This window comes from Sulfitobacter mediterraneus, assembly GCF_003054325.1.
Classification (GTDB): Bacteria; Pseudomonadota; Alphaproteobacteria; order Rhodobacterales; family Rhodobacteraceae; genus Sulfitobacter; species Sulfitobacter mediterraneus.
Window position 1 is genome coordinate 343,407 of the sequence record NZ_QBKU01000003.1, and the last position, 25,035, is coordinate 368,441.

The 25,035-nt window shown below is 58.4% G+C and carries 17 protein-coding genes; 7 read left to right on the forward strand and 10 right to left on the reverse strand.

The features are described from left to right. Positions 1–233: 233 nt before the first annotated feature. Positions 234–3,692 carry an Ig-like domain-containing protein gene (locus C8N31_RS06935; protein ID WP_025048183.1) on the forward strand — a complete coding sequence of 1,153 codons (3,459 nt, stop codon included), beginning with the start codon at positions 234–236 and terminating at the stop codon, positions 3,690–3,692. A gap of 23 nt (positions 3,693–3,715) precedes the next feature. Here the strand turns inward: C8N31_RS06935 and C8N31_RS06940 are convergent, their stop codons facing one another. Both C8N31_RS06940 and C8N31_RS06945 read right to left on the reverse strand, forming a co-directional pair. After that, complete coding sequence (locus C8N31_RS06940; protein ID WP_025048182.1) at positions 3,716–4,327, reverse strand: nucleotidyltransferase family protein; 612 nt, start codon at positions 4,325–4,327, stop codon at positions 3,716–3,718. A gap of 31 nt (positions 4,328–4,358) precedes the next feature. Further along, positions 4,359–6,776 carry a GcvT family protein gene (locus C8N31_RS06945; RefSeq protein WP_025048181.1) on the reverse strand — a complete coding sequence of 806 codons (2,418 nt, stop codon included), beginning with the start codon at positions 6,774–6,776 and terminating at the stop codon, positions 4,359–4,361. Between the two features lie 279 nt (positions 6,777–7,055). On the opposite strand from C8N31_RS06945, the gene C8N31_RS06950 reads away from it, so the two are divergent. Next, positions 7,056–9,479 carry a GcvT family protein gene (locus tag C8N31_RS06950; RefSeq protein ID WP_025048180.1) on the forward strand — a complete coding sequence of 808 codons (2,424 nt, stop codon included), beginning with the start codon at positions 7,056–7,058 and terminating at the stop codon, positions 9,477–9,479. An 88-nt stretch (positions 9,480–9,567) separates the two neighbouring features. Here the strand turns inward: C8N31_RS06950 and C8N31_RS06955 are convergent, their stop codons facing one another. Then, the gene (locus C8N31_RS06955; RefSeq protein WP_025048179.1) at positions 9,568–10,875 is read right to left on the reverse strand and encodes an HlyC/CorC family transporter; all 1,308 of its coding nucleotides are present in this window, start codon (positions 10,873–10,875) and stop codon (positions 9,568–9,570) included. Positions 10,876–10,963: 88 nt separating this feature from the next. Between C8N31_RS06955 and C8N31_RS06960 the strand changes: the two genes are divergently transcribed. Beyond that, complete coding sequence (locus C8N31_RS06960) at positions 10,964–11,782, forward strand: metallophosphoesterase family protein (RefSeq protein ID WP_025048178.1); 819 nt, start codon at positions 10,964–10,966, stop codon at positions 11,780–11,782. Here C8N31_RS06960 and C8N31_RS06965 read toward each other — a convergent pair. The 3 genes from C8N31_RS06965 to C8N31_RS20325 are packed head-to-tail and all read right to left on the reverse strand — an operon-like array spanning position 11,719 to position 14,407. After that, on the reverse strand, positions 11,719–12,693 hold the full coding sequence (locus tag C8N31_RS06965) for a tyrosine recombinase (protein WP_025048177.1): 975 nt from the start codon (positions 12,691–12,693) through the stop codon (positions 11,719–11,721). The genes C8N31_RS06960 and C8N31_RS06965 overlap by 64 nt on opposite strands. A gap of 3 nt (positions 12,694–12,696) precedes the next feature. Continuing rightward, positions 12,697–14,253, reverse strand: a complete 1,557-nt coding sequence (locus tag C8N31_RS06970; RefSeq protein ID WP_231476797.1) for a hypothetical protein — start codon at positions 14,251–14,253, stop codon at positions 12,697–12,699. A 4-nt stretch (positions 14,254–14,257) separates the two neighbouring features. Continuing rightward, positions 14,258–14,407, reverse strand: coding sequence for a hypothetical protein (locus C8N31_RS20325; RefSeq protein WP_162933483.1), 150 nt, complete (start codon positions 14,405–14,407; stop codon positions 14,258–14,260). Positions 14,408–14,485: 78 nt separating this feature from the next. On the opposite strand from C8N31_RS20325, the gene C8N31_RS06975 reads away from it, so the two are divergent. Together C8N31_RS06975 and aroB are read left to right on the forward strand one after the other, a co-directional pair. After that, positions 14,486–15,082 carry a shikimate kinase gene (locus tag C8N31_RS06975; protein ID WP_025048175.1) on the forward strand — a complete coding sequence of 199 codons (597 nt, stop codon included), beginning with the start codon at positions 14,486–14,488 and terminating at the stop codon, positions 15,080–15,082. Beyond that, positions 15,075–16,190, forward strand: a complete 1,116-nt coding sequence (aroB, locus tag C8N31_RS06980) for a 3-dehydroquinate synthase (protein ID WP_025048174.1) — start codon at positions 15,075–15,077, stop codon at positions 16,188–16,190. Before C8N31_RS06975 ends, aroB begins: the two co-directional genes overlap by 8 nt. Before the next feature lie 10 nt (positions 16,191–16,200). Here aroB and C8N31_RS06985 read toward each other — a convergent pair whose 3' ends face one another. Beyond that, positions 16,201–19,167, reverse strand: a complete 2,967-nt coding sequence (locus C8N31_RS06985) for a methyl-accepting chemotaxis protein (RefSeq protein WP_146173112.1) — start codon at positions 19,165–19,167, stop codon at positions 16,201–16,203. Positions 19,168–19,290: 123 nt separating this feature from the next. Continuing rightward, a complete protein-coding gene (locus C8N31_RS06990) occupies positions 19,291–19,818 on the reverse strand; it encodes a single-stranded DNA-binding protein (protein ID WP_025048172.1) in 528 nt (175 codons plus the stop codon). 204 nt (positions 19,819–20,022) lie between these two features. Here C8N31_RS06990 and C8N31_RS06995 point away from each other — a divergent pair, with 204 nt between their 5' ends. Both C8N31_RS06995 and C8N31_RS07000 read left to right on the forward strand, forming a co-directional pair. Next, a complete protein-coding gene (locus C8N31_RS06995; protein ID WP_025048171.1) occupies positions 20,023–20,622 on the forward strand; it encodes a lytic transglycosylase domain-containing protein in 600 nt (199 codons plus the stop codon). 170 nt (positions 20,623–20,792) lie between these two features. Then, positions 20,793–21,317, forward strand: a complete 525-nt coding sequence (locus C8N31_RS07000) for a hypothetical protein (RefSeq protein WP_025048170.1) — start codon at positions 20,793–20,795, stop codon at positions 21,315–21,317. 50 nt (positions 21,318–21,367) lie between these two features. Here the strand turns inward: C8N31_RS07000 and C8N31_RS07005 are convergent, their stop codons facing one another. Together C8N31_RS07005 and C8N31_RS07010 are read right to left on the reverse strand one after the other, a co-directional pair. Beyond that, the gene (locus tag C8N31_RS07005) at positions 21,368–23,458 is read right to left on the reverse strand and encodes a dipeptide ABC transporter ATP-binding protein (RefSeq protein WP_025048169.1); all 2,091 of its coding nucleotides are present in this window, start codon (positions 23,456–23,458) and stop codon (positions 21,368–21,370) included. A 108-nt stretch (positions 23,459–23,566) separates the two neighbouring features. Then, positions 23,567–25,033 carry an ABC transporter permease gene (locus tag C8N31_RS07010; RefSeq protein WP_025048168.1) on the reverse strand — a complete coding sequence of 489 codons (1,467 nt, stop codon included), beginning with the start codon at positions 25,031–25,033 and terminating at the stop codon, positions 23,567–23,569. Positions 25,034–25,035 lie beyond the last annotated feature (2 nt).

The window sequence follows — 25,035 nt, forward strand, 5'->3', positions numbered from 1 at the left end:
GCGGTGAGCCAGTTAGGCAAAATGATCAGCCAAGTTCGCCCACAACACCTTGAACTAAATGCTCCGCATTTTTCCTTCGATGCGAAGGCCGCTCTCCACTCTCTGTTGAGACTTATTGGGCAGGGTCCGAGGGCCGTATAATGTCTGCGGGCCCGTTTGGGCCTTCGTCCACCTTTGTCGGCCATCGACGGTGCAAAATGTGCCGGATGCATCATTGCTTAGGAGAATCCGCTATGATTAAGATCATTGATTTCAACGCATTGACCGCAGGCATTGCTGTTGAGGACGCCTATGCGGCGCATGGGATCAACATCTCGGCCAAGGGCGGCGCCGGGCTGGCGCGGGTGATTGATACCTCTGATGCCCAGGGGCAGGACGCCGATCTGGCCTCTGACAAACTTGGCGGCGCGTTGATCATCGCCGCGCCAGATGATCCCGATGAGGAAACCGGCAGCGATGCCGCTGGCAGCCTGTTTTTCGATTTTGATGATCCGGTGCGGATCAAATCCCTGACATTCAAAGACATCGAAGCCGTGCCCGGCGGCGCGACCCGGCTTATCTTTTATGATGACAGCGGTGAGGTGATGGAAAACCATTGGGTTGACCCAACCGAAGATGGCGGTGAACGCCGGGTCGAGCTGTCGGTGCCGGGCACCGCCCGGGTTGAAGTGGTCCTGCCCAAAGGGGGTGCTGTGGACAATCTGGTGTTTGAGGACAAGAACCCATCTTCCAAAAACCACGACCCCATCGCCAAAGATGACAACGCAGAACTGGACGAAGACAACAGCATCGTCCTGCAGGTTTTGGCCAACGACACGGACCCCGACGGCGATCCCCTGATCCTGAGCGCGGCAAGCAGCGAACAGGGCGAGGTGGTCATCAACGAAGACGGGACAGTGACATTTACCCCGGACGCCGACTTCGCCGGGGATGCTGAGATAAATTACACCATCGAAGATGGACGCGGCGGCCAAGGTGATGCCGTTGTTGCGCTAACGGTACAGCCGGTCAACGACGCTCCCGTGGCGGAGGATGACACCGGCTCCACACCCTACGGCGCGCCGGTTGTGATTGATCTTCTGGGCAATGACACAGATGTTGATAACGCCCCGGAGACGCTGGCGATTGCGGAGCTGATCAGCGACACCGGCAGCATCGAGGACAATGGCGACGGCACAGTCACCTTCACCCCCGAAGAGGGGTTCAGCGGCGATGCGATCATCACTTATACGGTGGTGGATCCCAGCGGCGCCAAGGACACGGGCGAGGCGGTGGTTACTGTCGGTCAGGGCAATGCTGATCCGGTTGCCGGGGCTGACAGCATCGAAACCCAGGAAGACACCGCAGTGATGATCGACGTGTTGTCCAATGACAGCGACCCGGACGGCGATCCTCTGACCTTGATCGAAGCAGACAGCCCCGATGGCGGCGTGTCCCTGCAAGACGGGCAGATCCTTTTCACACCGGCGGTGGATTTTCACGGCGATACCACGGTCAGCTACCGCATTTCTGACGGCAAGGGCGGCACCGCTGAAAGTATTGTGAACGTGTCGGTTCTGCCGATGAATGACGCGCCTCTGGCCGAAGATGACAGCGCCGAAACCGACTATGAAACTCCGATCATCGGGCATGAGGTTCTTGTCAATGATACAGACCCGGACGCGGAAGACGCGCTGACTCTCATCGCCGCCCAAAGTGAGGATGGCCTTGTCGAGATCAACCCCGACAACACGGTCAATTTCACCCCCAATCCCGGCTTCAGCGGCATGGCGACTGTGCTGTACACGGTCAGTGACCGCCCCGCTGATGACCCTGAAGGCGCGTCCGATGAGGGGATGTTCACCATCATGGTGGCCCCTCCGACCGGCAGTGATGGCTTTGTCGATGGCAGCGAAGAAGCTGAACTGATTGATGAAAACTATCTTGATGATCCTGACGGCGATTTGATTGACAGCGCCGATGCGGTTTTGCATGGCAGCGGACCGGATGACGATTTCATCCGCGCCGGTGCGGGCAATGACACCATCTTGGCCGGGGCGGGCGACGATGTGATCGAAGGTGGCGCAGGTGATGATCTGATCACCGACAGCGCAGGCCGCGAAACTGTAACCGGCGGCGAAGGCAATGACGTGATCGACACGGGCCGCGCTGGCACGCCCGCCCCTGATTTGGGCTACCCGGCGGCAGAGACGGACGATCTGAGCTTTGCCCCAGACGATGATCCAGAAGATGACCGCGATGCCGTGGATGGCGGGGCAGGCGATGATCTGATCCGCACCGGCGATGACCGCGACACCATCACCGGCGGCGCAGGGGCCGACACGATCGACGGCGGGATGGACGACGATGTGATCAACGGCGACAGCGAAGCGGACCTGATCATTGGCGGCGAGGGCAGCGACAACATCTTTGGCGGCACTGGCGATGATACGATCTATGCCGGTCTCGATCCGGCGCTTGGGCTGGATCTGCTGAACATCCCCGACGATCCCGAAGATGACGCGCTTTCGACTCCGGATCGAAGCCCGTTCAATGGCCGCGATACGGTCAGCGGCGGCGATGGCAATGACGTGATCTATGGCGCCGATGATGATGATCTGCTGCTGGGGGGGGCGGGCGATGACCTGCTGGACGGGGAAATTGACGACGACCATCTGAGCGGCGGAACTGGCGCGGATACATTGCTGGGCGGTCAAGGCGAGGATAGCCTTTTTGGCAATGAAGACAGCGACATACTGGAGGGCGGCGCGGGCAACGACCTGCTTGATGGCGGCGGCGCGGATGACATGTTGTCGGGCGGTGAGGGGAATGATCTGTTGCTTGGCGCGATGGGCGATGACATCCTCAGCGGCGGCGCGGGCAGTGACACGATGTCGGGCGGCGAGGGTATGGATCTCTTCGCCGGCGTGACCATCGGCGATGTGATCGACGGCGGCAGTGGGCCTGTCGATTTCGACACGCTAGACCTGCGCGGATCTGCCGTTGAGGGCGGGCGGTTCGAGATCAATTACCTCACCGACGACCAACAATCGGGCGAGGTGCAATATTTCGATGCGGAGGGCGCCGCCACGGGAACCCTGCGCTTTGACGAGATCGAAGCCGTTGTGCCCTGTTTCACCCCCGGCACATTGATCGCAACGCCGAAAGGCCAGCGCCGGGTAGAGACCTTGCAAGTGGGCGACCATGTGATCACCCGCGACAACGGATTGCAGCCCATCCGCTGGGCCGGGCAACGGCAATTGTCGGGTGCAGAATTGGCACGCAACAGTCATCTTTGGCCCGTGCTGATCCGGCAGGGGGCGTTGGGCAAAGGCATGCCAGAGCAGGATTTGCTGGTCTCGCCCAATCACCGCCTGTTGATTGTCAGCGATCAAAGCGCGCTCTACTTCGAAGAGCGCGAGGTGTTGGTCGCGGCAAAACATCTGACCTCACGGCCCGGCATCGACGTGGTGCAGGCCAGTGATCTGACTTATGTACATCTGATGTTTGACCAGCACGAGGTGATCCTGTCCGACGGCGCCTGGAGCGAGAGCTTTCAACCGGGTGACAATTCCCTTGCCGGCGTCGCGCAAGATCAACGCAATGAGATCTTTGAACTTTTCCCCGAACTGGCCACCCAAGAAGGCGTCATGGCATACGGCGCGGCGCGGCGGTCGTTGCGCAAACATGAGGCGCACCTTTTGTCACCATAACCGGCCTCACCGGATGTCGCCGCTCAGTCTCGCGCTTTGCGCCAGGCGGCCCAGTCTTCGGGAGTGTCCAAATCCCCGCGGGCGCGGTTGTCCGGCAGCGGGATCAGTGCCACATGCCCTTGGGCGCGTGCCACAACTTCGCGCCCGCCGCTGTCTCCCTTAAGGGTGGCAAAGGCATCAAACAGGGTGTTGCGAAAGATGATCGGATGACCCGGCGCGCCTTGCGCCGTTGCACCGCGCCATACCTCTGTGTCGCTTTGCAGATCCACGGCGCGGGCCAGTTTGCACAGGTCGGAAACCTCCAAATCCGGCAAATCGCCAAGCAGAACCATAACACAGGGGGTGTCTTTGGGCAGGGCGGCGACACTGCGGCGCAGGCTGGCGTTCATTCCGGTATCGGCATCCGGCACCGGCAAACCGGTCACATCCAAACCATCAAGCGCCTCATACCGCGGATGCGGGCGCGGCGGGAGCGCGACAATCACACTGCCAGATGTGGCAACCCGTGCTTTCTGGGCCTGGGTCCGGATCAGCGGCACACCATCAACGTCCTCAAGCAGCTTGTCACGGCCTTGCATGCGGCGGGATTGCCCCGCCGCAAGCACAATTATGGGAAAGGTAAACCTGTCGATCATCCGGGCAGCTTACGCCCGGACCAACAGGTTGTCAGCCGCGCATCCGCGCCCCTTCGGGATCAAACAGCGGCGTAGTGATCAACTTGGCCGGACGCATCTTGCCCAGAATTTCGATCTCGACCGCCAGGCCTTCCTCGGCGCGTTCTGTTGGCACAAAGCCCATGGCGATGGATTTTTGCGCATGGTGCGAATAGCCGCCCGAGGTGCAGAAACCGACCACAGCGCCGTCCAGCCAGATCGGCTCATAGCCATGCACGTCCGCATCATCGGCCTCCACTTCAAACGCCATCAATTTGCGGGCAGGGGGCGTGGCCCGTTCTGCCTCGGCAGCGGCGCGGCCAATGAAATCAGTGTTCTTTTTGAAACTGATAAAGCGATCGAGCCCGGTCTCTGCCGCTGTGTAATCGGGTGAAAATTCCGACAGCCAAGAGCCAAAGAACTTGTCCAACCGCAGGGACATCATCGCCCGCATGCCAAAAGGCACCATGCCATGTTGCTGGCCCGCGCCCCAAAGAGCGTTCCACAGCGCCCGCTGGTCCATCGGATCACAGTAGATCTCAAAGCCCAGATCACCGGTATAGCTGACCCGTTGAACGATGCAGGCGACCTGACCGATGGTCATTTCCCACACATCCAGAAACTTCATCCCAGAGATATCGGTGCGGGTGCAGGCTTGCAAAACGTCCCGCGCCTTGGGGCCGGCGATCTGAAAGCCATTGCGCCGATCAGAGATCTTTTCGACCTCAACGCCATCCTCAAGATGGCTGAGGAACCAGCGGTGATGATAGGCCTGCGAGCCATAAGAGGCCGTGAGCTGAAACAGGTCTTCTGCCAGACAAGAGATGGTGAAATCCCCGAACAACCGGCCCTTTTCCGACAGCATCGGTGTCAGGGACAACCGGCCCTTTTGCGGCACCCGGCCGGCCATGATCCGGTCCAGCCAAGCCCGTGCTTTTGGCCCTTTGATCAGGAACTTACCAAAGTTCTGCACCTCGTTGATGCCCACTGCGTTGCGCACGCCAGCCACTTCGCGGGCGGTGGCGTCAAAGGCGTCAGACCGGCGGAAGCTGGGCGTTTCATAGGTGGGCTCATCGCCTTGGGCAAAATAGTTTGGCACCTCAAGGCCAAACTGCTGGCCCCAGACCGCGCCCATCTGCGTAAAGATATCGTACATCGGCGTGGTGCGATGCGGGCGTGCGGCAGGCAGTTCCTCGTTCGGGTAAGCGACTGAGAAACGCTTTTGGTAGTTCTCAATGACCTTCGGCAAGGTGTAGCCCGGTGTGATCCAATCGCCAAAGCGGGCCACATCCATCGCCATCACGTCACGCTCCGGTTCGCCTTCGATCATCCATTGCGCCAGCATCAGGCCAACGCCGCCGCCTTGGCTGAACCCGGCCATAACGCCGCAAGCAGACCAATAGTTGCGCATGCCCGGCACCGGACCCACCAGCGGGTTGCCATCCGGGGCAAAGGTGAACGGCCCGTGAATGACGTTTTTGACGCCAGCCTTTTCCAGATCGGGAAAACGTTTGTAGGCAAAGGCGATGCTGTCTTCGATCTTGTCAAAGTCGTCTTGCAGCAGATCCTGACCAAAGCTCCACGAGGTGCCATCAACGGCCCATGGGCGGCAGGTTTGCTCATAAAACCCGATACATAGCCCTTTGCCTTCTTGGCGCAGATAGCTCTCGCCAGCCGGGTCCATCACATGCGGGTGTTCTTTGCCGTCGGCCATCATTTCGGCGATCAGCGGCACTTCTTCGGTGACGAGGTATTGATGCTCCATCGGGTGCAGCGGGAAATAGACCCCGGCCATCGCGCCAACCTCACGCGCCCATAGGCCGCCGGCGTTGACTACATGTTCCGCATGAATGGTGCCTTTGTCTGTGACCACATCCCAGGTGCCATCGGGGCGCTGGTTGGTCTCTTGCACCATGCAATGTGTTTCAATCGTCGCGCCGCCCATCCGGGCTGCCTTGGCATAGGCATGGGTGGTGCCCGAAGGGTCAAGGTGCCCGTCAAGTGGGTCATAAAGCCCGCCAATAATCCCATCGATGGAGGTCACAGGAGCAATTTTCTTGATCTCTTCGGGCGATACGATTTCCGTATCCAGCCCCATGAACCGATGCTTGGCCCGTTCGGCCAAAAGCATATCAAAACGGTCCTGATTGTCGGCCAGCGTCACGCCGCCCACATGGTGCAACCCGCAAGACATGCCGGTGATCTCTTCCAACTCTTTATAAAGCCGAATGGTATAGCCCTGTAGCGCGGCCATATTGGTGTCACCATTCAACGTATGAAAACCGCCCGCAGCGTGCCAAGTGGACCCCGAGGTCAGCTCGGACCGTTCCAGAAGCATCACATCGGACCAGCCAAGCTTGGTCAGGTGATACAAAACCGACGCGCCAACGACTCCGCCGCCAATAATCACAACACGGGTTGAGGTTTTCATATATTTCTCCATTCAATTTGATCGGAGGTTGCACAAGGCGTCGGTAGGATTCATGTGGTTTCCCGACAAAATATGTCGATTTTGCTGCATGATCCTAGGCAGTCAAGGTTTGGCGGGCGGGGATCAGACTCGCCTCCTTGCCCCGAGTTATCCAGCAGGGATACGCAAACAATGCTGCAAACTTTCCTTTTGGCGACAGCCAATGTCGGGTTCCGGCAATCTGCGCCCATGTGCAGGGGTCAAGTTCCGAGACAGTGAAACCAATCGGAAAGCAAAATCATGCGCACCCAGGCCCAAGCTGTCGTTATCGGAGGCGGCGTTATCGGCTGTTCTATTCTGTACCACCTGACCAAATTGGGGTGGACGGATGTTGTCCTGCTGGAGCGGGACGAATTGACCTCAGGCTCCACCTGGCACGCGGCGGCCAATATTCACGGATTGCATGACAACAACAACATCACCCGCATCCAGAACTACACAATGGATCTCTACAATGCGCTTGAAGCCGAAACCGGCCAAAGCTGCGGGGTGTTCCAGCCCGGATCGCTGTATCTAGCCCAGACCGAAGCCCGCGAACATCAGTTGCGCTTGCAGGCGGCCAAGGCCAAATACTACGGATTAAATTTTCACGAAGTCAGCCGCGCCGAGGCTGAGGCGCTGCATCCGCTGGTTGATTATGATGGCATCCGCTGCATCATGTTTGAACCCTCTGGCGGCAATGTGGACCCCTCTGGTGTGACCAACGCCTATGCCGTGGGCGCGCGGCAAAACGGGGCCGAGATCATCCGCTTTTGCCCGGTCACAGGTACGGAACAACAGCGTGATGGCACATGGATTGTGCGCACCGAGAAGGGCGATATTAAAACCCAATGGGTGGTAAACGCCGCTGGCCTTTGGGGGCGCGAGGTTGCCGCGTTGGCGGGGATCAAACTGCCGTTGCAACCCACAGAGCACCAGTATTTCGTGACCGAAACCATTGCCGAGATTGACGGGCTTGATCGGCGTTTGCCCTCCGTTGCCGACCGCGACGGCGAATACTACCTGCGCCAAGAGGGCAAGGGCCTGTTGGTCGGGGCTTATGAGAAAGATCTGCGGTTCTGGGCCGAAGATGGCACGCCGCAAGGCTTTGGTCATGAATTGTTTGCCGATGATCTGGAACGGATCGAAGACAACATGATGCGGGCGATTGACCGGGTGCCTGCAGTGGGCGAGGCGGGCATCAAACGGGTGATCAACGGGCCGATGATCTGGTCGCCGGACAGCAATGTGCTGTTTGGTCCGGTGCCGGAATTGTCGAATTATTTCTGCTGCAACGGCATCATTCCGGGCTTTTCGCAATCGGGCGGCATGGGGCTTTTGGCTGCGGATTGGATCGTCACAGGCGAAAGCCGCTATGACATGTTCGCATGGGACGTGGCGCGGTTTGGCGATTGGGCCGATGCGGCCTTTACCAAGGCGCGGGTGGGCGACCAATACGCCAACCGCTTCAAAATTCACTTCCCCAATGAGGAACGCTCCGCCGGACGTCCGATGCGCAAACGCCCCGCTTACACAGCGCAGCGCGATCTTGGCGCGGTCTTTGGCCTCAACTATGGCTGGGAAAATCCGCTGTATTACGGATACCCAGCGGGCACCGAGGACGAGACCGAAGGCTTCACCCGCCAGGGCTGGTGGGATCAGGTGGGCCGCGAATGCAAGATGCTGCGTGACAAAGCCGGGATCATCGACATCTCGAATTTTGCAAAATACGTCTGCAAGGGACCGGGGGCGGAAGACTGGCTGAACGCCATCTTTGCCAACACCATGCCGCGGGCGGTGGGCCGGTCCTGCCTGACGCCGCTGATTGGCGTGCGCGGCGGTATTGCGGGGGATTTCACCGTCACCCGCATGGCAGAAGGCGAGTTTTGGATCATCGGCTCGGGCATGGCCGAACGCTATCACGCGCGGTTCTTCAAAGAGGTGCCGCTGCCCGAGGGGACAACCTTCGAAAGCCGGACCGAGGCGGTTTGCGGGTTCAACGTCGCGGGGCCAAAATCGCGCGAATTGCTGGGGCGGTTGACCAATACTTCGCTGGCCACGGCAGATTTCCCCTTCATGCGGTCCAAGTGGATCGAGCTAGCCGGCATCCGGGTATTGGCCCTCAGGGTGTCCTTCACCGGCGATCTGGGCTGGGAGCTGCATTGCGGCGAGGAGGATCAGGCGCAACTTTTCGCAGCACTGATTGAGGCGGGCGCAGATTTTGGCGCAGGACCCGTGGGCAGCCGCGCATTGATGTCGCTCAGGGTTGAAAAAGGGTATGGCTCCTGGAGCCGTGAATATTCGCCTGAATACTGGCCGCAAGAGGTCGGGTTGGACCGGCTGTGCAAGATGGACAAGGCGTTCTTGAATAAGGCCGCCGTGGCTGAGACTTTGGCCAAAACCCCGCGCGAGCATCTGGTCATTCTGGCGTTGGATGCCGATGCGACAACGGCCTCAAACGCGGATGCCACAGGGGGCGAGCCGATCTTCAAGGATGGCAAAGGCATCGGGCGCGTCACCTCGGGCGCCTATGGCTATACAGTTGGTCAATCGCTGGCCTTGGGTTTTGTGAAAGACGCGGGGCCGGGGGACGAGGTTGAGGTTATGGTTCTGGGCCAGCCGCACAAGGCGGTGATCCTGTCCGAACCACCGTTTGATCCCAAAGGGGAAAAGCTGCGCGCCTGACGGGGCGCAATGTCAAGTGAAAGCGCCGGGGGTTTTGCACCCCCGGACCCCCGCAGAGTATTTGATGCCAAAAAGGGGGAAGCCCGCCTCAGAGCGGGCGGATTTTCAATTGCGCAATGCGGTTGCCGTCCTTGGCCATCACTTCGAACCGGAAGCCATGGAAGCTGAAGACTTGACCCGGGGTCGGGATCATCTGCGCCTCATGGATTACCAGACCGGCAACGGTATTGGCCTCGTCATCGGGCAGAGACCAATCTGTGGCGCGGTTCAAATCGCGGATGGTCATGGCGCCATCGACGTAATGATGCCCGTCCTCAGCCGGGGTCACGTGGTGATCGGCGTCGGGGTCAAATTCATCGGTGATCTCGCCGACAATTTCCTCAAGGATGTCTTCGAGGGTGATCAGACCCTGAAGCGAGCCATATTCATCCACCACCAGCGCAAAATGGGTGCGGCGGCGCAGAAACTGGCGCATCTGTTCATCCAGCGTTGAGGTTTCGGGCACGAAATAGGGCTTCATCGCCACGCTGACCACGTTGAAGTTCTTCAGCGCCGCCGCTTCGCCATCCGGGCCGCCGATCAGCTTGTACATCGCCCGCAGCAGATCTTTGGCATGCACCACGCCGATGATGTTTTCAGGATCATCACGGTAGACCGGCAGCCGCGTGTGGTTGGATTGCAGGCATTGTTCAAGAATATCAGAGGGTTCTGCCTGAGCATCGATCATCTCAATGCCGGAACGGTGCAGCATGATTTCTTCAACCACCCGTTCGCGCAGGTCGAGCGCACCCAAAATCCGGTCCCGGTCTTCTTTTTCCACCACCCCTTCGGAATGCCCCAACTGCAAAGCGCCAGCGATTTCCTCGCGCACCGCGAGGATGTTGCTGTCGGGGTCAATGGTCACACCAAAAATCCGCAGAATGGCACGCACAAACAGGCGTACCGCGCTGACCACTGGGGCAAAGACCAGCACAACCAGCGCGATTGGCCGCGAGACCAAAGCGGCGGCGCGTTCTGCATTGGTGATTGCATAGGTTTTTGGCAGCACCTCGGCAAAGACCAGCACCAGCAGTGTCATCACCAGCGTGGCCAGCGCCACACCGGATTCGCCAAAAAGCCGCGTGAACATCGCAGTGGCCAGCGAGGCGGCGAGAATGTTCACCAGATTGTTGCCCAGCAGGACCGAGCCAATCAGACGTTCATTGTCTTCGGTGATCTTGAGCGCCCGCGTCGCCCCGCGCGAGCCCTTGTCAGCCTGCGCACGCAATTTCCCCCGCGAGGCCGCCGTCAGGGCCGTCTCGGAGCCGGAGAAAAAGCCGGAGAGAACAAGCAGGAACAAGATGATGCTGCTGCTGATCCAAAAAGCGCCATCAAGAATAGGTGCGCTGGGTTCCATGGGTGTTGATATCCGTTTGTTTCACTGTAGCAGTGGTTATGGGCATCATGGGCATGTCATTCAAGGGTGTGCGGGAAGGACGGGCGCAATGCGGCATGTAGATTTGGGTGTTTTGGATGATCCGGTCTTGTTGTTTGGCGGCCCCTATTCAAATGCACAGGCTTTGGGCGCGCTCTTTGCTGCGGCTCAAGATCGCGGCATTGCCCCGCATCAGATGATCTGCACGGGCGACATCGTGGCCTATTGCGGCGCGCCGCAGCGGACCACGGCGATGATCCGCGCGATGGGCTGTGCGGTGGTGGCTGGCAACTGCGAAATCCAGTTGGGCAGCGGCGCGGCGGATTGTGGCTGCGGGTTTGAGGATGGCACGGCCTGCGATTTGTTGAGCGCCCGGTGGTATGGATATGCTGCCCAAGCGCTCAGCGGTGCGGACAGGATCTGGATGGCGGCGCGGCCTGACATGATCAGTTTTTATCATCAGGGTGCACGCTATGCGGTGATCCATGGCGGTGTCCGGGATGTGGCGCGTTTTGTTTGGGAGATGTCTCCGGAGAGCCACTTTTTGGATGAATGGGACACATTGGAACAACAGATCGGCGCGATAGATCACATCATTGCAGGCCATTGCGGCATTCCGTTTCTGAAAACAACGCCAAGGGGGCAATGGATCAACGCGGGCGTGATCGGCATGCCGCCGCACGACGGACGGCAACAGACGCGATTTGCACTGCTCGATGGCGGCGAGGTGCAGTTTCACCGGCTCAGCTATGATGTTGAGGCCGCGCAGGCCGATATGACTGCGGCGGGATTGCCGGAGGATTACAAAACCGCGCTGCGCACCGGCTATTGGCCGTCCGAGGATGTTTTGCCCGCCGCTTTGCGCTTTGGGGCGTCGGCCAAGGGGTGATGATCCAGAACCAGCTCTGACAACCGTTCTTGCAAGACATGGGTGTAAATCTCGGTCGTGGCCACATCGGCATGACCGAGCATTGTCTGGATCGCCCGCAGATCGGCACCATGGGCCAACAGATGCGTGGCAAAGGCGTGGCGCAGGGTGTGCGGCGTGACCTTGGAAGGATCAACACCGCCCGCAACGGCAAATTCCTTGATCAGCAAATAGAACCGATGCCTCGTCAAATGGCCTGATGCGCCACGCGACGGGAACAGGAACCGTGATACGGGTTTGCGCAGCTTTTCCGCCGCGGCATCCTGCGTGTCACGTTCGCGCAACCATTCGGTCAATGCCTCGCGGGATGGAGGCGATAGCGGAACTATGCGTTCTTTGCCGCCTTTTCCCATAATCAGCAGCAAGCGCGGATCACCGCGTGTGGCACTGACAGGCAGGCTAACCAACTCACTCACCCGCATGCCGGTGGCATAAAGCAGCTCCATCAGGCAGGTATTGCGGTTCTGGTCCGATTTGCTGCGACCGGAATTGCGGGCCGCATCCAGCAGGGCATCGACTTCGGCCTCGCTCAGGATCTTGGGCAGACGCTTGTCCTGCCCAGGACCGGCGATCTGGATTGCGGGATTGTCACTGCGCAGGCCCTCTTCAAAGGCAAAGCGATACAGCTGTTTTATCGCCGACAAGCGCCGCGCACGGGTAGATTTGGCCAAACCCTGCGCATCGCAATACACCAGATAGTCCTCAACATCCGAACGCGCCGCATCTTCGAAATCGCGGGCGCGGCCCGCCAAAAACAGATCAAAATCCTTCAGATCCCGGCCATAGGCCAATTGCGTGTTGGTCGCGGCGCCCAATTCAGCGGCCTGCGCCTCAAGAAAGGAAGAAATCCAGTGGAAGGTGGCGGTTTGCATCGCTCAGGCCTCCAACACCAAGACTTGCAAGGCCGCCCGGCGCGCGGTGTCTTCGAGCCCAAGCGCCCGCAGTGTCGCCAGCGCATCGCGCAATGCTGCAGCATCGCCGTTTGCGCCTTGTTGCAAAAGGCCCAGCAGCACAAGAATGCTTTCCCCCAGCCGGTTCTGAGCAACGTTTGCAATCAGGTCTGCGCGGGGACTAGCCTCTGAAAAGGCATCATAAATCGCACCTGAAAGCGGTGCATCGGGCCGCCGGTCCGGCACTTCGCCCTTGGCAATCAAATCGGCAAAGCCGCCATCTGGCGCAGCGGCGCTTTCATAATTGGGTGACAGCAACATGACCTTTTTCGCGATCTCCCCGGCGCTTCCGTGCAAGTCAAAGGCCGCCAGCTTTTCGTAGAACAAGCTTGAAAACGTCACTTCCAAACCGGCGCTGCCCATGGCCGACCAGACCGCCGGAAGGGTCTTGGCAACGGCCTCTGCACTGCCGGTGGACAGGGCTGTCTCAAACCGTTGCAAGGCCGCGACCCGATCCCAAATGCCGCCCGACGCGGCGGGCGATCGGTCTGTGTAGAGGCCCAGCAAACGGTTGTCCGGCAATGCGCCTGCGCGGGTCAACCGCTCTGCCGCTTCCAACTGCGCCTTCCATCCGGCCAGATCGCGCAGATCTGCAACGGCAAAGGCGCGGGGCAAATTCCGGGTCGGTTGCGGCTCTCCGATCGCTTCGAACAGCCGAAAACTCAACGGATCCATCTTGCGCGGCGCGGGCAGGGCGGCGGCCTCTTCAAAGGCGTCGGGATGCAGAAACCTGTCTGCAAGATCCAGCTTTTCAGGGCTCATCAATCCCAAGGCCTGTGCCGACCCAAAGGTCAGCGATGCATTGTCCCATTTCTGATCGCGCGCCGCACAAAAAATCCGTGTGCCATAATCAGCCGTCAGATGCGCCGACCGCGACAGCATATTGCAAGCGCGATCTTCGGTTCCGGTGAGCAGGCTGATCTGCATCCACAGATCAAAATGGGCTGCGCTGGTTGTTACGTTGGCCTGCTCGACCAGGGAAAGCGCAGGATCAAGAGCGCCTTCTTTCAACAGCTTCTCAACCCGCAAAAGCGCCAAAGCATCCCCGGCTGCGCTGCCGCCTTTGGGCGCTTGCGCCTCCGCCAATAGGACTGTGAACAACAGCGATTGCGCGGCTGGCAGGCGCAAGTCCGGCAATGCTTCGATCAATGTTTTCAATCGGTTGACATCACTTCCGGCCCAAAGACCGGGCGGCAGTCCGGTGATCCCGGAAGGCACAAGCCCAATCTCGCGCGGCGCCCCATCGCCAAGAGGGATAACAGACACCTCCGGTACGCTGCCGGTTTTGGCCACAGGAACCTCGTCGATGATCAAGCTACGGGGTTGAGATCGGGGTGCCGCGGTCCCTTGGGTGCCAAGCCAATCTATCACTGAAAGCGGGGCAGCGGGTGCCGGCTGCTGTGCTGCCAAAGGAAGCGCGGCCAAAAGAACGCTTGTCGCCGCGACAATGCGCATGTTCGAGAATTGGCGGCGGCGCAACATCAGATCATTCCGCGACCAAAGTGACCGGAACGTGGGTTTCCACCTGATCGGGGCTAAAATCGGCCCCAAAAAACGGCCCGATATAAGCATAGCCGATCAACCCAATACATCCGATGATCAGGAGATATATCAGCAGTTTGATCAATTTGCCCATGATGTGCCCGTTTGTTTTTTGCTTTGTTCCTCAATCTATATATGGCCTTTTGGGTAAGATCACGTCATTCAGATGAAAATGAGCAAAATTGAGCAAACCATGGCCGATGACCACACGTCAGCCCCGCGTTACCGTCTGAAAAAGACCGCTGTGATGGTGGGCATGATGGGCGCGGGCAAGACAGCGGTGGGTCGGGCTTTGGCGGCCAAGCTGGGCGTACCTTTCCTTGATAGTGACGCAGAGATCGAACGCGCGGCCAATTTAACGGTGCCGGAAATCTTTGACCGCGATGGCGAGGTCTTCTTTCGCAAGCGGGAGGCCGAGGTGATTTCACGTTTGCTGGACAGTGAACGGGGCATTTTATCAACTGGCGGCGGTGCGTTTCTGGCCGATGAGAACCGGACAAACATTTCCGCGCGGGGCGTTTCGGTTTGGCTGAACGCGGATATCGAATTGCTTTGGAACCGGGTGCGGCACAAGGATACCCGGCCACTGCTGCGCACCGCAGATCCCAAAGCGACGCTCACCTCGATTTATGATGCCCGTGTTCCTGTCTATCAAAAGGCCGATTTATCAGTCACTTGTCTTCCAAACCTCACAATAGAACAGATGGCGGACCGGGTGCTTGACGTGCTTTTGACCCGGCCGGATGTACTGGAGAAAATCAATGCTTGAAACCGTTCGTGTCGATCTGCCGGGACGGGCCTATGATGTGTGTATTGGCCCCGGTCTTTTGCAAACCGCGGGCGAGCGGATTGCGCCGCTTGGCGGCCGCAAAAAGCTTTGCGTGGTCACGGATCACACGGTTGCGGCGCTGCATTTGGAGACACTGCGCGACGGCCTGGGCGCGGCAGGTTTGGACATGGAAGTGTTGGAACTGCCGCCGGGGGAAGGCACAAAATCTTGGCCGTTTCTAAGCCAGACTGTTGAATGGCTTCTCGACCAGAAGGTGGAGCGCGGCGATATTGTGATCGCGTTTGGCGGTGGGGTGATCGGCGATTTGGTCGGCTTCGCGGCGGCAATTCTGAGGCGCGGTGTGCGGTTTGTTCAAATCCCCACCTCGCTGCTGGCGCAAGTTGACAGCTCGGTTGGGGGCAAGACCGGCATCAACGCACCGCAGGGCAAAAACCTGATCGGGGCATTCCATCAGCCCTCGTTGGTTTTGGCGGACACTTCTGTTTTGAACACCATGACTGCGCGGGATTTTCTCGCCGGATATGGTGAGGTGGTCAAATATGGGCTCTTGGGCGCGGCTGACTTTTTTGAATGGTTGGAAGTTCAAGGACCGGCGCTTGCGGCGGGGGACATGGCGGCACGTGTCGAAGCGGTGCGCAAATCAGTGCAGATGAAAGCCGACATTGTGGTCCGGGATGAGACCGAACAAGGCGACCGTGCCTTGTTGAACCTGGGCCACACATTCTGCCACGCCTTGGAGGCGGCCACCGGGTATTCCGACCGTTTGATGCATGGGGAAGGGGTGTCTATCGGCTGTGCATTGGCGTTCGAATTGTCGGCGCGGATCGGCCTTTGTGCGCAAGAAGACCCAAGCCGGGTACGGGCGCATCTCAAGGCGATGGGAATGAAAACCGATTTGGCCGATATTGGGGGAGAGCTGCCGGACGCGCAGGGATTGCTTGACCTGATGGGGCAAGACAAAAAGGTGATCAAGGGCAGGCTAAACTTCGTTCTGGCCCGCGGCATCGGTAAGGCATTCGTTACATCAGAAGTGCCAGAAGACGCTGTGCTGAAAACACTGTCTGATGCATTGGCTGCACGCGGTTAAGATCCTTTCATCACGATGCGATCTGCTGGGGCTGTGGGGATTCAACATGGTGTTGCCCAATGTTGAATTCTGATATTTTCTGAGACAAACCATGCGCTTGCCCGCGAAGGGCGTGGCTGGCGGCGGTGGTTTCTTCAAACATTGCCGCATTTCGCTGTGTCACTGCGTCAAGCTTGGCAACCGAGGCGTTGATCTCTTGCAAAACGGCGGCTTGATCAGACGAAGATGTGGAAAGGGTCGCCACAAGATCGGCAACTTCGGCCACCGCAGCGACAATTGATTTGAGGGATGTGCCTGTGCGGCCCACCAGCTCCACACCATTGTCGACCTGTGATCGGCTGGCCGAGATCAACGTTGTGATTTCCTGAGCGGCATTGGCAGATTGCAACGCCAGTGCGCGCACCTCAGAGGCGACCACTGCAAACCCGCGACCTGCTTCGCCCGCGCGGGCCGCTTCAACCCCTGCATTCAATGCCAACAGGTTGGTTTGAAAGGCGATATTGTCAATCACGCTGATGATATTGGTAATCTCGGAGGAAGATTTTGCAATCCCGTGCATGGCGGTCTCGGTGTTGTCCACCACGCTTTCGCTTTGGATCGCCATTTGATGGGCATTCTCGACCAGTTTTGCAGCCCGCTTTGTGCTGTCCGCCGCTGTTTTGACGGAGCCCGTGATCTCATCCAGTGCGGCAGCGGTTTCTTCCAGCGTCGCGGCCTGCGTTTCCGTGCGCTGTGCAAGATCATCGGCCGCACTGGTGATTTCGCTGGTTTCGCTGTCGATATTGCCTGCATTGGCGCCGACAGTTTCAATCACCGTTGAAAGGGTCGAGATCGCAAGGTTAAAATCATCCCGCAAGGCACTGTATTCTTTGGGAAATGCCTTTTCGATCTGGGTGGTCAGATCTTTTTGTGACACCCGGTGGAGCGCGTCTCGCAGGGCATCGACAACTTGTTCCTGCGCTTCGGTCATGGCGCGATGCTGCGCCTCATGGGCCTGTTGGGTCAAATGGGTTTGGGTGATGTCGCGGCCAATGAGAATCATCCCTTTTGACAGCCCGGTATGATCCGACATCGGCGTCAGGCTGCCATCCAGGAACCTCGGTCCGCCGGAATGTGCAATTTGAAACAGCCCAAACAGCGGCTCTTCAGCTTCGGAGATCTGCTCAAAAGCAGCGGATGATCCGGGGAGGGTGATGATTTGGTCGGCAGAGGTGCCTTCCAAATCTTTGGAGGCACAGCCCAGCATGCCGGCAAAGGTGTCGTTTGCGCCGACGATGGTCCCGGTTGAAGAGATTTCGACCTGAGCATTGGCGCGGTCCAGCGATCCCATGATCACGGCATTGCGCAGATCGTCGGTTTGATCTTTCCACTCCACTACATGACCAATCGGTTGGCCGTCTTCATCCTGGACTGCCGCGATGGCCAGACCCAAGATCAGTCGGCCGGCGCGAAAGTAACGCTGGATCGGGTCATTGCCGGAATGTTGCGCCATTTGAGACTGCAAATCACCAAGCGGATGCAATTGATGAAAATCCGCGCCAGTGACAACAGTTTCATCAAAGGCGGCGCGCGCCTGTCGCAGATCATCTGCCGCGGCAGTGAACAAACTGTCCAATGCCTGATTGGTCCAGACCACCCGGCCATCAGTGCCGATCAACATCATCGCCGATGAGGAGGCGGCGAATGCCGCACCTTTATATGCGGCTTCTTCTTGCAGGCGGCTGGCCGTGATGAGAGATTTTCGGAACCCTTCCAATGCATTGGCAATGCCGCCAATTTCATCTTTGCGGCTGATGTGAGGCACTTCGAGGTCATAATGCGCTGCGGCGACCTCTCGCATGGCGCGGCCCACACCGCGAAGCGGGGTTGAGATTGAACGCGCAAAAACTGCAGCAAGAAGCAGCCCGACGAGAATAATCAGCGACCCGATCACGGCAAAAATGTTGCGCAATCGGACAGTTGGGGCAAGGATTTCATCCATGGATTGGGTCACTGCCAAGGTCCAGTTGGTACCCAAAAAGGGCAGGGGTACCCTGTGAATGGCCGCAGGCACACCGTTTAGACCGATGTCCATTGCTGCGTGGCCACCTGATGGCACCGATCCGGCGGCGGACGCGGAAGAGACATGCGTCGTGAGGATATCATTCTCTTCCGTTTGGCTGGAATCGCTGCGCAGCACGCTGTCCTCACCGACGATAAACGCATCTCCGGACTGGCCCAACCCAACGACACCGCTTGTCACTTGATTAATCCGGTCCACCGGCATTTGAAAAGCCAATACCCCCAACCGCTTGCCATCATTGTCAAAAACCGGACGGGCGAGAAAGGCAGCGGGCGCGCCGGCGCTAGGGCCATAGGGGGTGAAATCGACAAACGCGGGCGCAGTGTTTGGGGGCAACTTTGCCGCCGCGCGGTAGGCTTGGCCCAGACCGCTGTCTTTCCACTTTCCGCTGAGCAGGTTGCTGGCAAAATCGCTTTCCTTGAACACCGAATAGACCAAGGCCCCATTGGTATCGAACAGGAAGATATCGTAGTAGCCCAGCTTTTGTTGAAGTGCGTGAAAGAAGGGATGATAGCGCAAATGCGCCTGGTCATAGGTGGTGTTCTGCCCGCCATCATAAAGCAGATCCTTGTTGCCCTCGGGGTGCGGGTTGGCCTGAACATAGGCTTTGGTTAAGGCCTGCTCGGGGTTGTCCAACGCTGTGTAACCTCCTGAAAAATCGGTCAAAGCGGCCTGTACATACGGGTTGTCCGCCTCAAGCGTGATATGGGTGGCGATAGCGTTCAAATAGCCGGTGACGGACCGCTGCATGCCTTGGGCAACCGCATGCAGCGCATGTTCGGCCTGCTTCATGGCGGCGGTTCGTGTCATTTGAAAGGACACCGTGCCCATCCCCAAGACCGCCAGAACAATCATCAGCGCAGTCATCATTGGCAGTTTCAGCCGGATCGGCATGTTCTTAAATTGAGAATACAAATCAGGCCCCTCAGTGCAATATTGGGCCGGAGTATCCGAGCGTTTTCTGAAGTTTCCCTTAAGCCCAGCCAATAAAAAACGGCCCGACAAGCGGACCGTTCCAAGGACTTAGAATTTTGAGGATCAGAACGGGATTTCGTCGTCCAGATCGCGCGAACCTCCGCCACCGCCGCCGGATGGGCCGCTGTCATAACCGCCCCCGCCGCCGCCATTGCCGCTGTCGTATCCGCCGCCGCCGTAATCGCCGCCACCGGATCCGCCGCCACCATAACCGCCGCCACCACCACCGGAGCCGGCGTCGCGGCCATCCAGCATGGTCAAAGTGCCGCCAAACCCTTGCAGGACAACTTCGGTGCTGTAGCGGTCATTGCCGGATTGATCCTGCCATTTGCGCGTCTGCAACTGGCCTTCGATGTAAACTTTTGACCCCTTGCGCAGATATTGCTCGGCGATGCGCACCAGTCCTTCTTGAAAAATCGCCACCGAATGCCATTCGGTTTTCTCTTTGCGTTCGCCGGTGTTGCGGTCTTTCCATGTTTCAGAGGTGGCGATGCGCAGATTGCAAACCTTGCCGCCATTCTGAAACGACCGCACCTCGGGGTCGCGCCCCAGATTGCCGATAAGGATCACTTTGTTAACTGAACCGGCCATATTGCCCCCTGATGTGTTAGTTCATTCCCGTGCTGCGAATCCGCGCCGCCCCGGTTTAAGCCGTTATATCGGGGAGAGCTTGGCTGAACCATGGTTAACAAACCGTTTCATGGCAATTCTCTGCCACAACGGGGAATCTTGGACTGGCACGGAAGGCAGGTTTTGATATAGTCCGCCCAATCAGTCTTGGGGGCGTCGGGCAGGATGCACAATTCAAAAAAATCACTCAGCTGGGCCGTGGCCATTGCAATGGCTTTGGCCGGAGCACCGGCGAGCGCTGATATTTTCTCTAGCAAAAGCCGCAGCGGGCTGTTCAAGTCCCAGAAAAAGATCCTCGATAACCGGGCGGCCAAGCAGTATTCATCCTCGGTCCGGCTCAAGCCGCCAACCGTTGTCACCCCGACAAAATGGGGCACCACGCCGAAATACAAAGGCAAATACAAGGGCGCTTATTTGCAGATGGCAAAGGACGCCGCCGCCCGTCATGGCGTGCCGGTTGATCTGTTCTTGCGCCTGATCCAGCAGGAAAGCGGCTGGAACGCCAATGCCAAATCCCACAAGGGCGCGATGGGTCTGGCGCAGTTGATGCCGGGCACGGCGCGGACATTGCGGGTTGATCCGGCAGATCCCGCGCAAAACCTCGAAGGGGGCGCGCGGTACCTCAAGCAACAGTTCCGCACCTTTGGCACATGGCGATTGGCACTGGCGGCATATAACGCAGGTCCGGGCGCCGTAAAAAAATACGGCGGCGTGCCACCTTACAAGGAAACGCGCAACTACGTCCGGATTATTTCCGGCAGCTGATCTTTTTCAGATAATCATGTAAATCAATAGCTTGCCGCGCTGTCCGGCATGTTTTTGCGCATGGGCTAAACATCTGCGGGAACCAATTCACCGCTCCACCTGTTCTTTTCTCAGAGCGCCGCAGCCGGAATTCTCCGGACCTTGGCGCCATAAAGAGTAAGGAGCATATCATGTTCACCACGATCAAAAGTTTCACATTTGCAGCAAGCGTTAGCTTGCTGGCCCTCACATCTGCAACTGCGGCCGAGCTGCCAAAGGTATCGGAAATCAGCGTTGACGCATCCTATGATGCGGCCCAAGACAGCAACGCAGCGGCGCTTTATCCTGAGCTGCAGACTGACATCAATAAGGCCGTAGCCGAGATGGTCCCAACCAGCGATGACGCGGCAGACCCGATCATCCGGATCGACATCCGCAAAATTGCCCTGGACGGGGATACTTACCTGCCGGACAGCGCGGAGTTTAACCAGATCGAAGGCGTGGTTGCCATTGAAGGCCGCGATGGCTCTGTCAGTGATGTGACATTTCCGGTGAACATCGTCGCCGCCACAGCGGACACCGCCGCACCCGAGGGCTATTTTCTGGTCCCACCATCGACCGAGGATTTTTACACAGCGATGGTATACGGCTTTGCCAAAACAGTGGCAGAAGAGCTGGCACGCGTGAACACATCAGGCGACGCCATCAGCCGCTAACACCTTGACCCAGAGAAAAAGCGCGGATGGTGGCCCATCCGCGCTTTGTTTTATTCTGCCGCGACACCCACTTCGATCACTGGCTCCATCTCCGAGAATTTCTTATCGCTCAGATGGCATTTGACCTGATGCCCGTCAGCCATCTGCCGAATAGGCGGCACTTCGCGTTCACACAGCCCGTCCGGCACCTCTGACTTCCAGCGGCACCGCGTCTGGAACGGACACCCTGATGGCGGGTTCATCGCAGATGGAATGTCACCCTCAAGCACGATGTGCTTTTTCTTCACAGAGGTATCGGCAATCGGCACCGCCGACAGCAAGGCCTCTGTATAGGGGTGATAGGGCGGCGAGAACACCTGATCGGTACTGCCCAGCTCAACCACATGGCCCAGATACATCACCATGACCCGGTCGCTGAGGTAGCGCACAATCGACAAATCATGGCTGATGAACAGCAACGTGGTTTTCTGCTCACGCTGGATCTCCATCAACAGGTCCGTCACCGCAGCCTGCACCGACACATCAAGCGCCGAAACCGGTTCATCCGCCACAACGATCCGCGCATCCCCGGCAAAGGCACGGGCAATGCCCACACGTTGCTTTTGGCCACCTGACAATTGCCGCGGCATCCGGTCTGCAAATTCGCGGGGCAGTTTCACCAGATCCAGTAGCTCCAACATCCGCTGGCGCCGCTCGGCTTCGTTCTTGCCGACTTTGAAAATTTCCAACGCGCGGATGATCTGCCGCCCCACGGTCATCGACGGGTTCAGCGTGTCAAACGGGTTCTGGAACACCATCTGCACATCGGCCACATTTTTGGTCGTGCGGTCCTCAATGGGTACATCGCCAATGTTTTCGCCATCCAACAGGATCTCACCCTCGGTGGCGGTCTCAAGCCCCATCAAAACCTTGGCAAAGGTGGATTTGCCGCAACCGGATTCGCCCACAATCGCCAGCGTTTCAGATTCGCGCGCCTCAAACGTCAGCTCTTCGTTGGCCTTCACCACCTTTGTGTCGCCGCCGCCAAACATCGCATTGGCTGCCACTTGGTAATATTTCTTGAGCTTGTCCATCTTCAGAACAACCTTGCCAACATCGCCCTTGGTTTTGACATCGGCCAATTCCAAAGGTGCTTTCCAATCAATTTCCTCGAACTTCAAACAACGCGTGGAATGGCGGTCATTGCCCGCGACATTCTGCATCGCGATATAACCCTGATCACAGCGCCCAGCCTCGAAATAGTCGCAGCGCGGGCCAAAGTTACAGCCATCGGGACGTTCATGGGGCAGGGGGAAGTTGCCAGGAATGGCCACCAAAGGCCGCGCGTTCTTGTCCGCGCCGGGCAGCGGGATCGACCGGAACAGCGCCTGCGTATAGGGGTGCTGCATCTCGTCGAATACATCCTCGATGGACCCGCGTTCCACCGCTTCGCCGGAATACATCACGCAGATCCGGTCACAGGTTTCAAGCACCAGACCCAGATTGTGGCTGATAAACAGCATCGAGGTGCCGTATTTCGTGCCCAGCTCTTTAACCAGCTCCACCACCGCTGCCTCAACCGTCACATCAAGCGCGGTTGTCGGCTCATCCAGGATCAACAAGGACGGCTCCGACATCAGTGCCATCGCGATCACGATCCGCTGCTGCTGGCCACCCGACAACTGGTGGGGATAGGCGTTCAGAATGCGCTTTGGGTCGGGCAGCTTTACATCTGTAACCACCTGCAAGGCGCGGTCATAGGCATCTTTTTCGTTCATGCCCGCATGGATCATCGGCACTTCCATCAACTGCTTGCCGATCTTCATCGCTGGATTGAGGCTCGCCATCGGTTCTTGATAGATCATCGCAATCTCAGAGCCGCGAATGTCGCGCAGCTCGTCATCGCTCATCTCGCCCAGATCGCGACCCTTGAACTTGATCGAACCGCCAACAATGCGTCCGTTCTTGCCCAGATCCTGCATCACGCCCAGCGCCACAGTGGATTTACCGCAACCAGATTCGCCCACAAGGCCCAGCGCCTCACCGGGCTGCACCGTCGCGGAAAAGTCCATCACCGCAGGAATTTCCCGCAGCCGTGTGAAAAACGAAATCGAAAGCTTGTCGATCTCCAGAATTGGACCGTCATATGCATCTTTTACCATTCTACTCTCCTTCGGGAGGGGCCAAATCAGCGGGGAATATCCCCTGTGCCTTTTTGGCCTTAAATATTCCGGGGGTCCGGGGGCTGGCCCCCGGTCCAACTCTTTCAATCAGTCACGCAGGCTTTCTTCACGCAGACCGTCCGCCAACAGGTTCAGACCCAAAACAAGGCTGAGCAGTGACAGCGCGGGCGCAATGGCCGCATGCGGATACAGCGACAACAAGCGCCGACCTGCGTTGATCGTGCTGCCCCAATCCGGGCTCTCCGATTCCAGACCCAGACCAAAGAAGCCCAAGGTGCCCAGCAGGATGGTGGTATAGCCAATCCGCAGACAGAAATCGACGATCAGCGGCCCACGTGCATTGGGCAGGATCTCCCACAGCATGATATACCATGGACCCTCACCGCGGGTTTGCGCCGCCGCCACATAGTCACGGGTTTTGATATCCAGCGCGAGACCGCGCACGATACGAAACACTGTGGGCGAGTTCACAAACACCACCGATACAAACACCACAAGAATGCCTGATCCGATATCAAACAGATCCAATGCCGCCGGAATGCCGGGGATCGAATAGGTTGGCGTCTCCACAATCGTGCCATCGCTGGACACCATCGACAGATAGAGCCACGCCCCGACCCCAAGCACCACAATCAGCAGCGGCGTGCGGAAGCTGGGCTGTGTGTAGAACCGCGAGTTCAGCAAGATCGCCAGAAACACCAGCGGGAAGATGAACAGGAACAGCGCCATGTAGTTCGGAATACCGGTCAGCACGATCTCGGGGGTCACCAGCAGGTAGAACAGCAAGATCACCGGGAAGGCGAGGATCAGGTTGGCCAGAAAGCTCAGGATCGTGTCCAGACGGCCACCATAGTAACCCGCTGGCAGGCCCAGCGTGATCCCGACCATAAAGGCAAAGAGCGTCGCGAAGGGCGCAATTTTCACAACCACCCATGAGCCTTTGATCAGGCGGCTAAAGACGTCCCGTGCAAGGTTGTCACCGCCCAGCAAGAACCACTGGTAATCGCCCTCTTCGGCGCCGCGCAGCGGCGTTCCGGGCAATTTGTTCTTCATACCGGACACCTGGCTAAGGCTGTCATGTGTTACCAACAGGTCAAACACACCGCCAAAGACGCCGGTGAAGACCCAGAACATCACAATCGCAAAGCCGATCATGCCGACGGTGCTGTCAAACAATTTGCCGTAAAGACCAAGTTTACGTTTGAAGGTGATCGACAACACAAAGGTCACGATCAGGGCGGTCCAGACCGGCAAAAACTGCCGTGCCATGCCGCCCAGAATGCCCGCGCCGGTGCCCATCACCACGCCAAGCACCAGATAGATCAACGTGATCCCGACCAGCGCGTAGAACAGGTAGTTCACGATCATATTGATAAAACCGCTGGCGCCCTGATTGCTGGCCATTGTGCCATCGCCGGCCACCGCACGGGCGTCGGTTTGCGGCACAAAGGATATGAGGATTTGCGCCACGATCCCCAGTGCAAGCAGCACCAGCACCGCGGTAAAGATAATGTTCAGCCCACTCAGAGAGCCTGTCCATGTCAAAGGTTCCATGT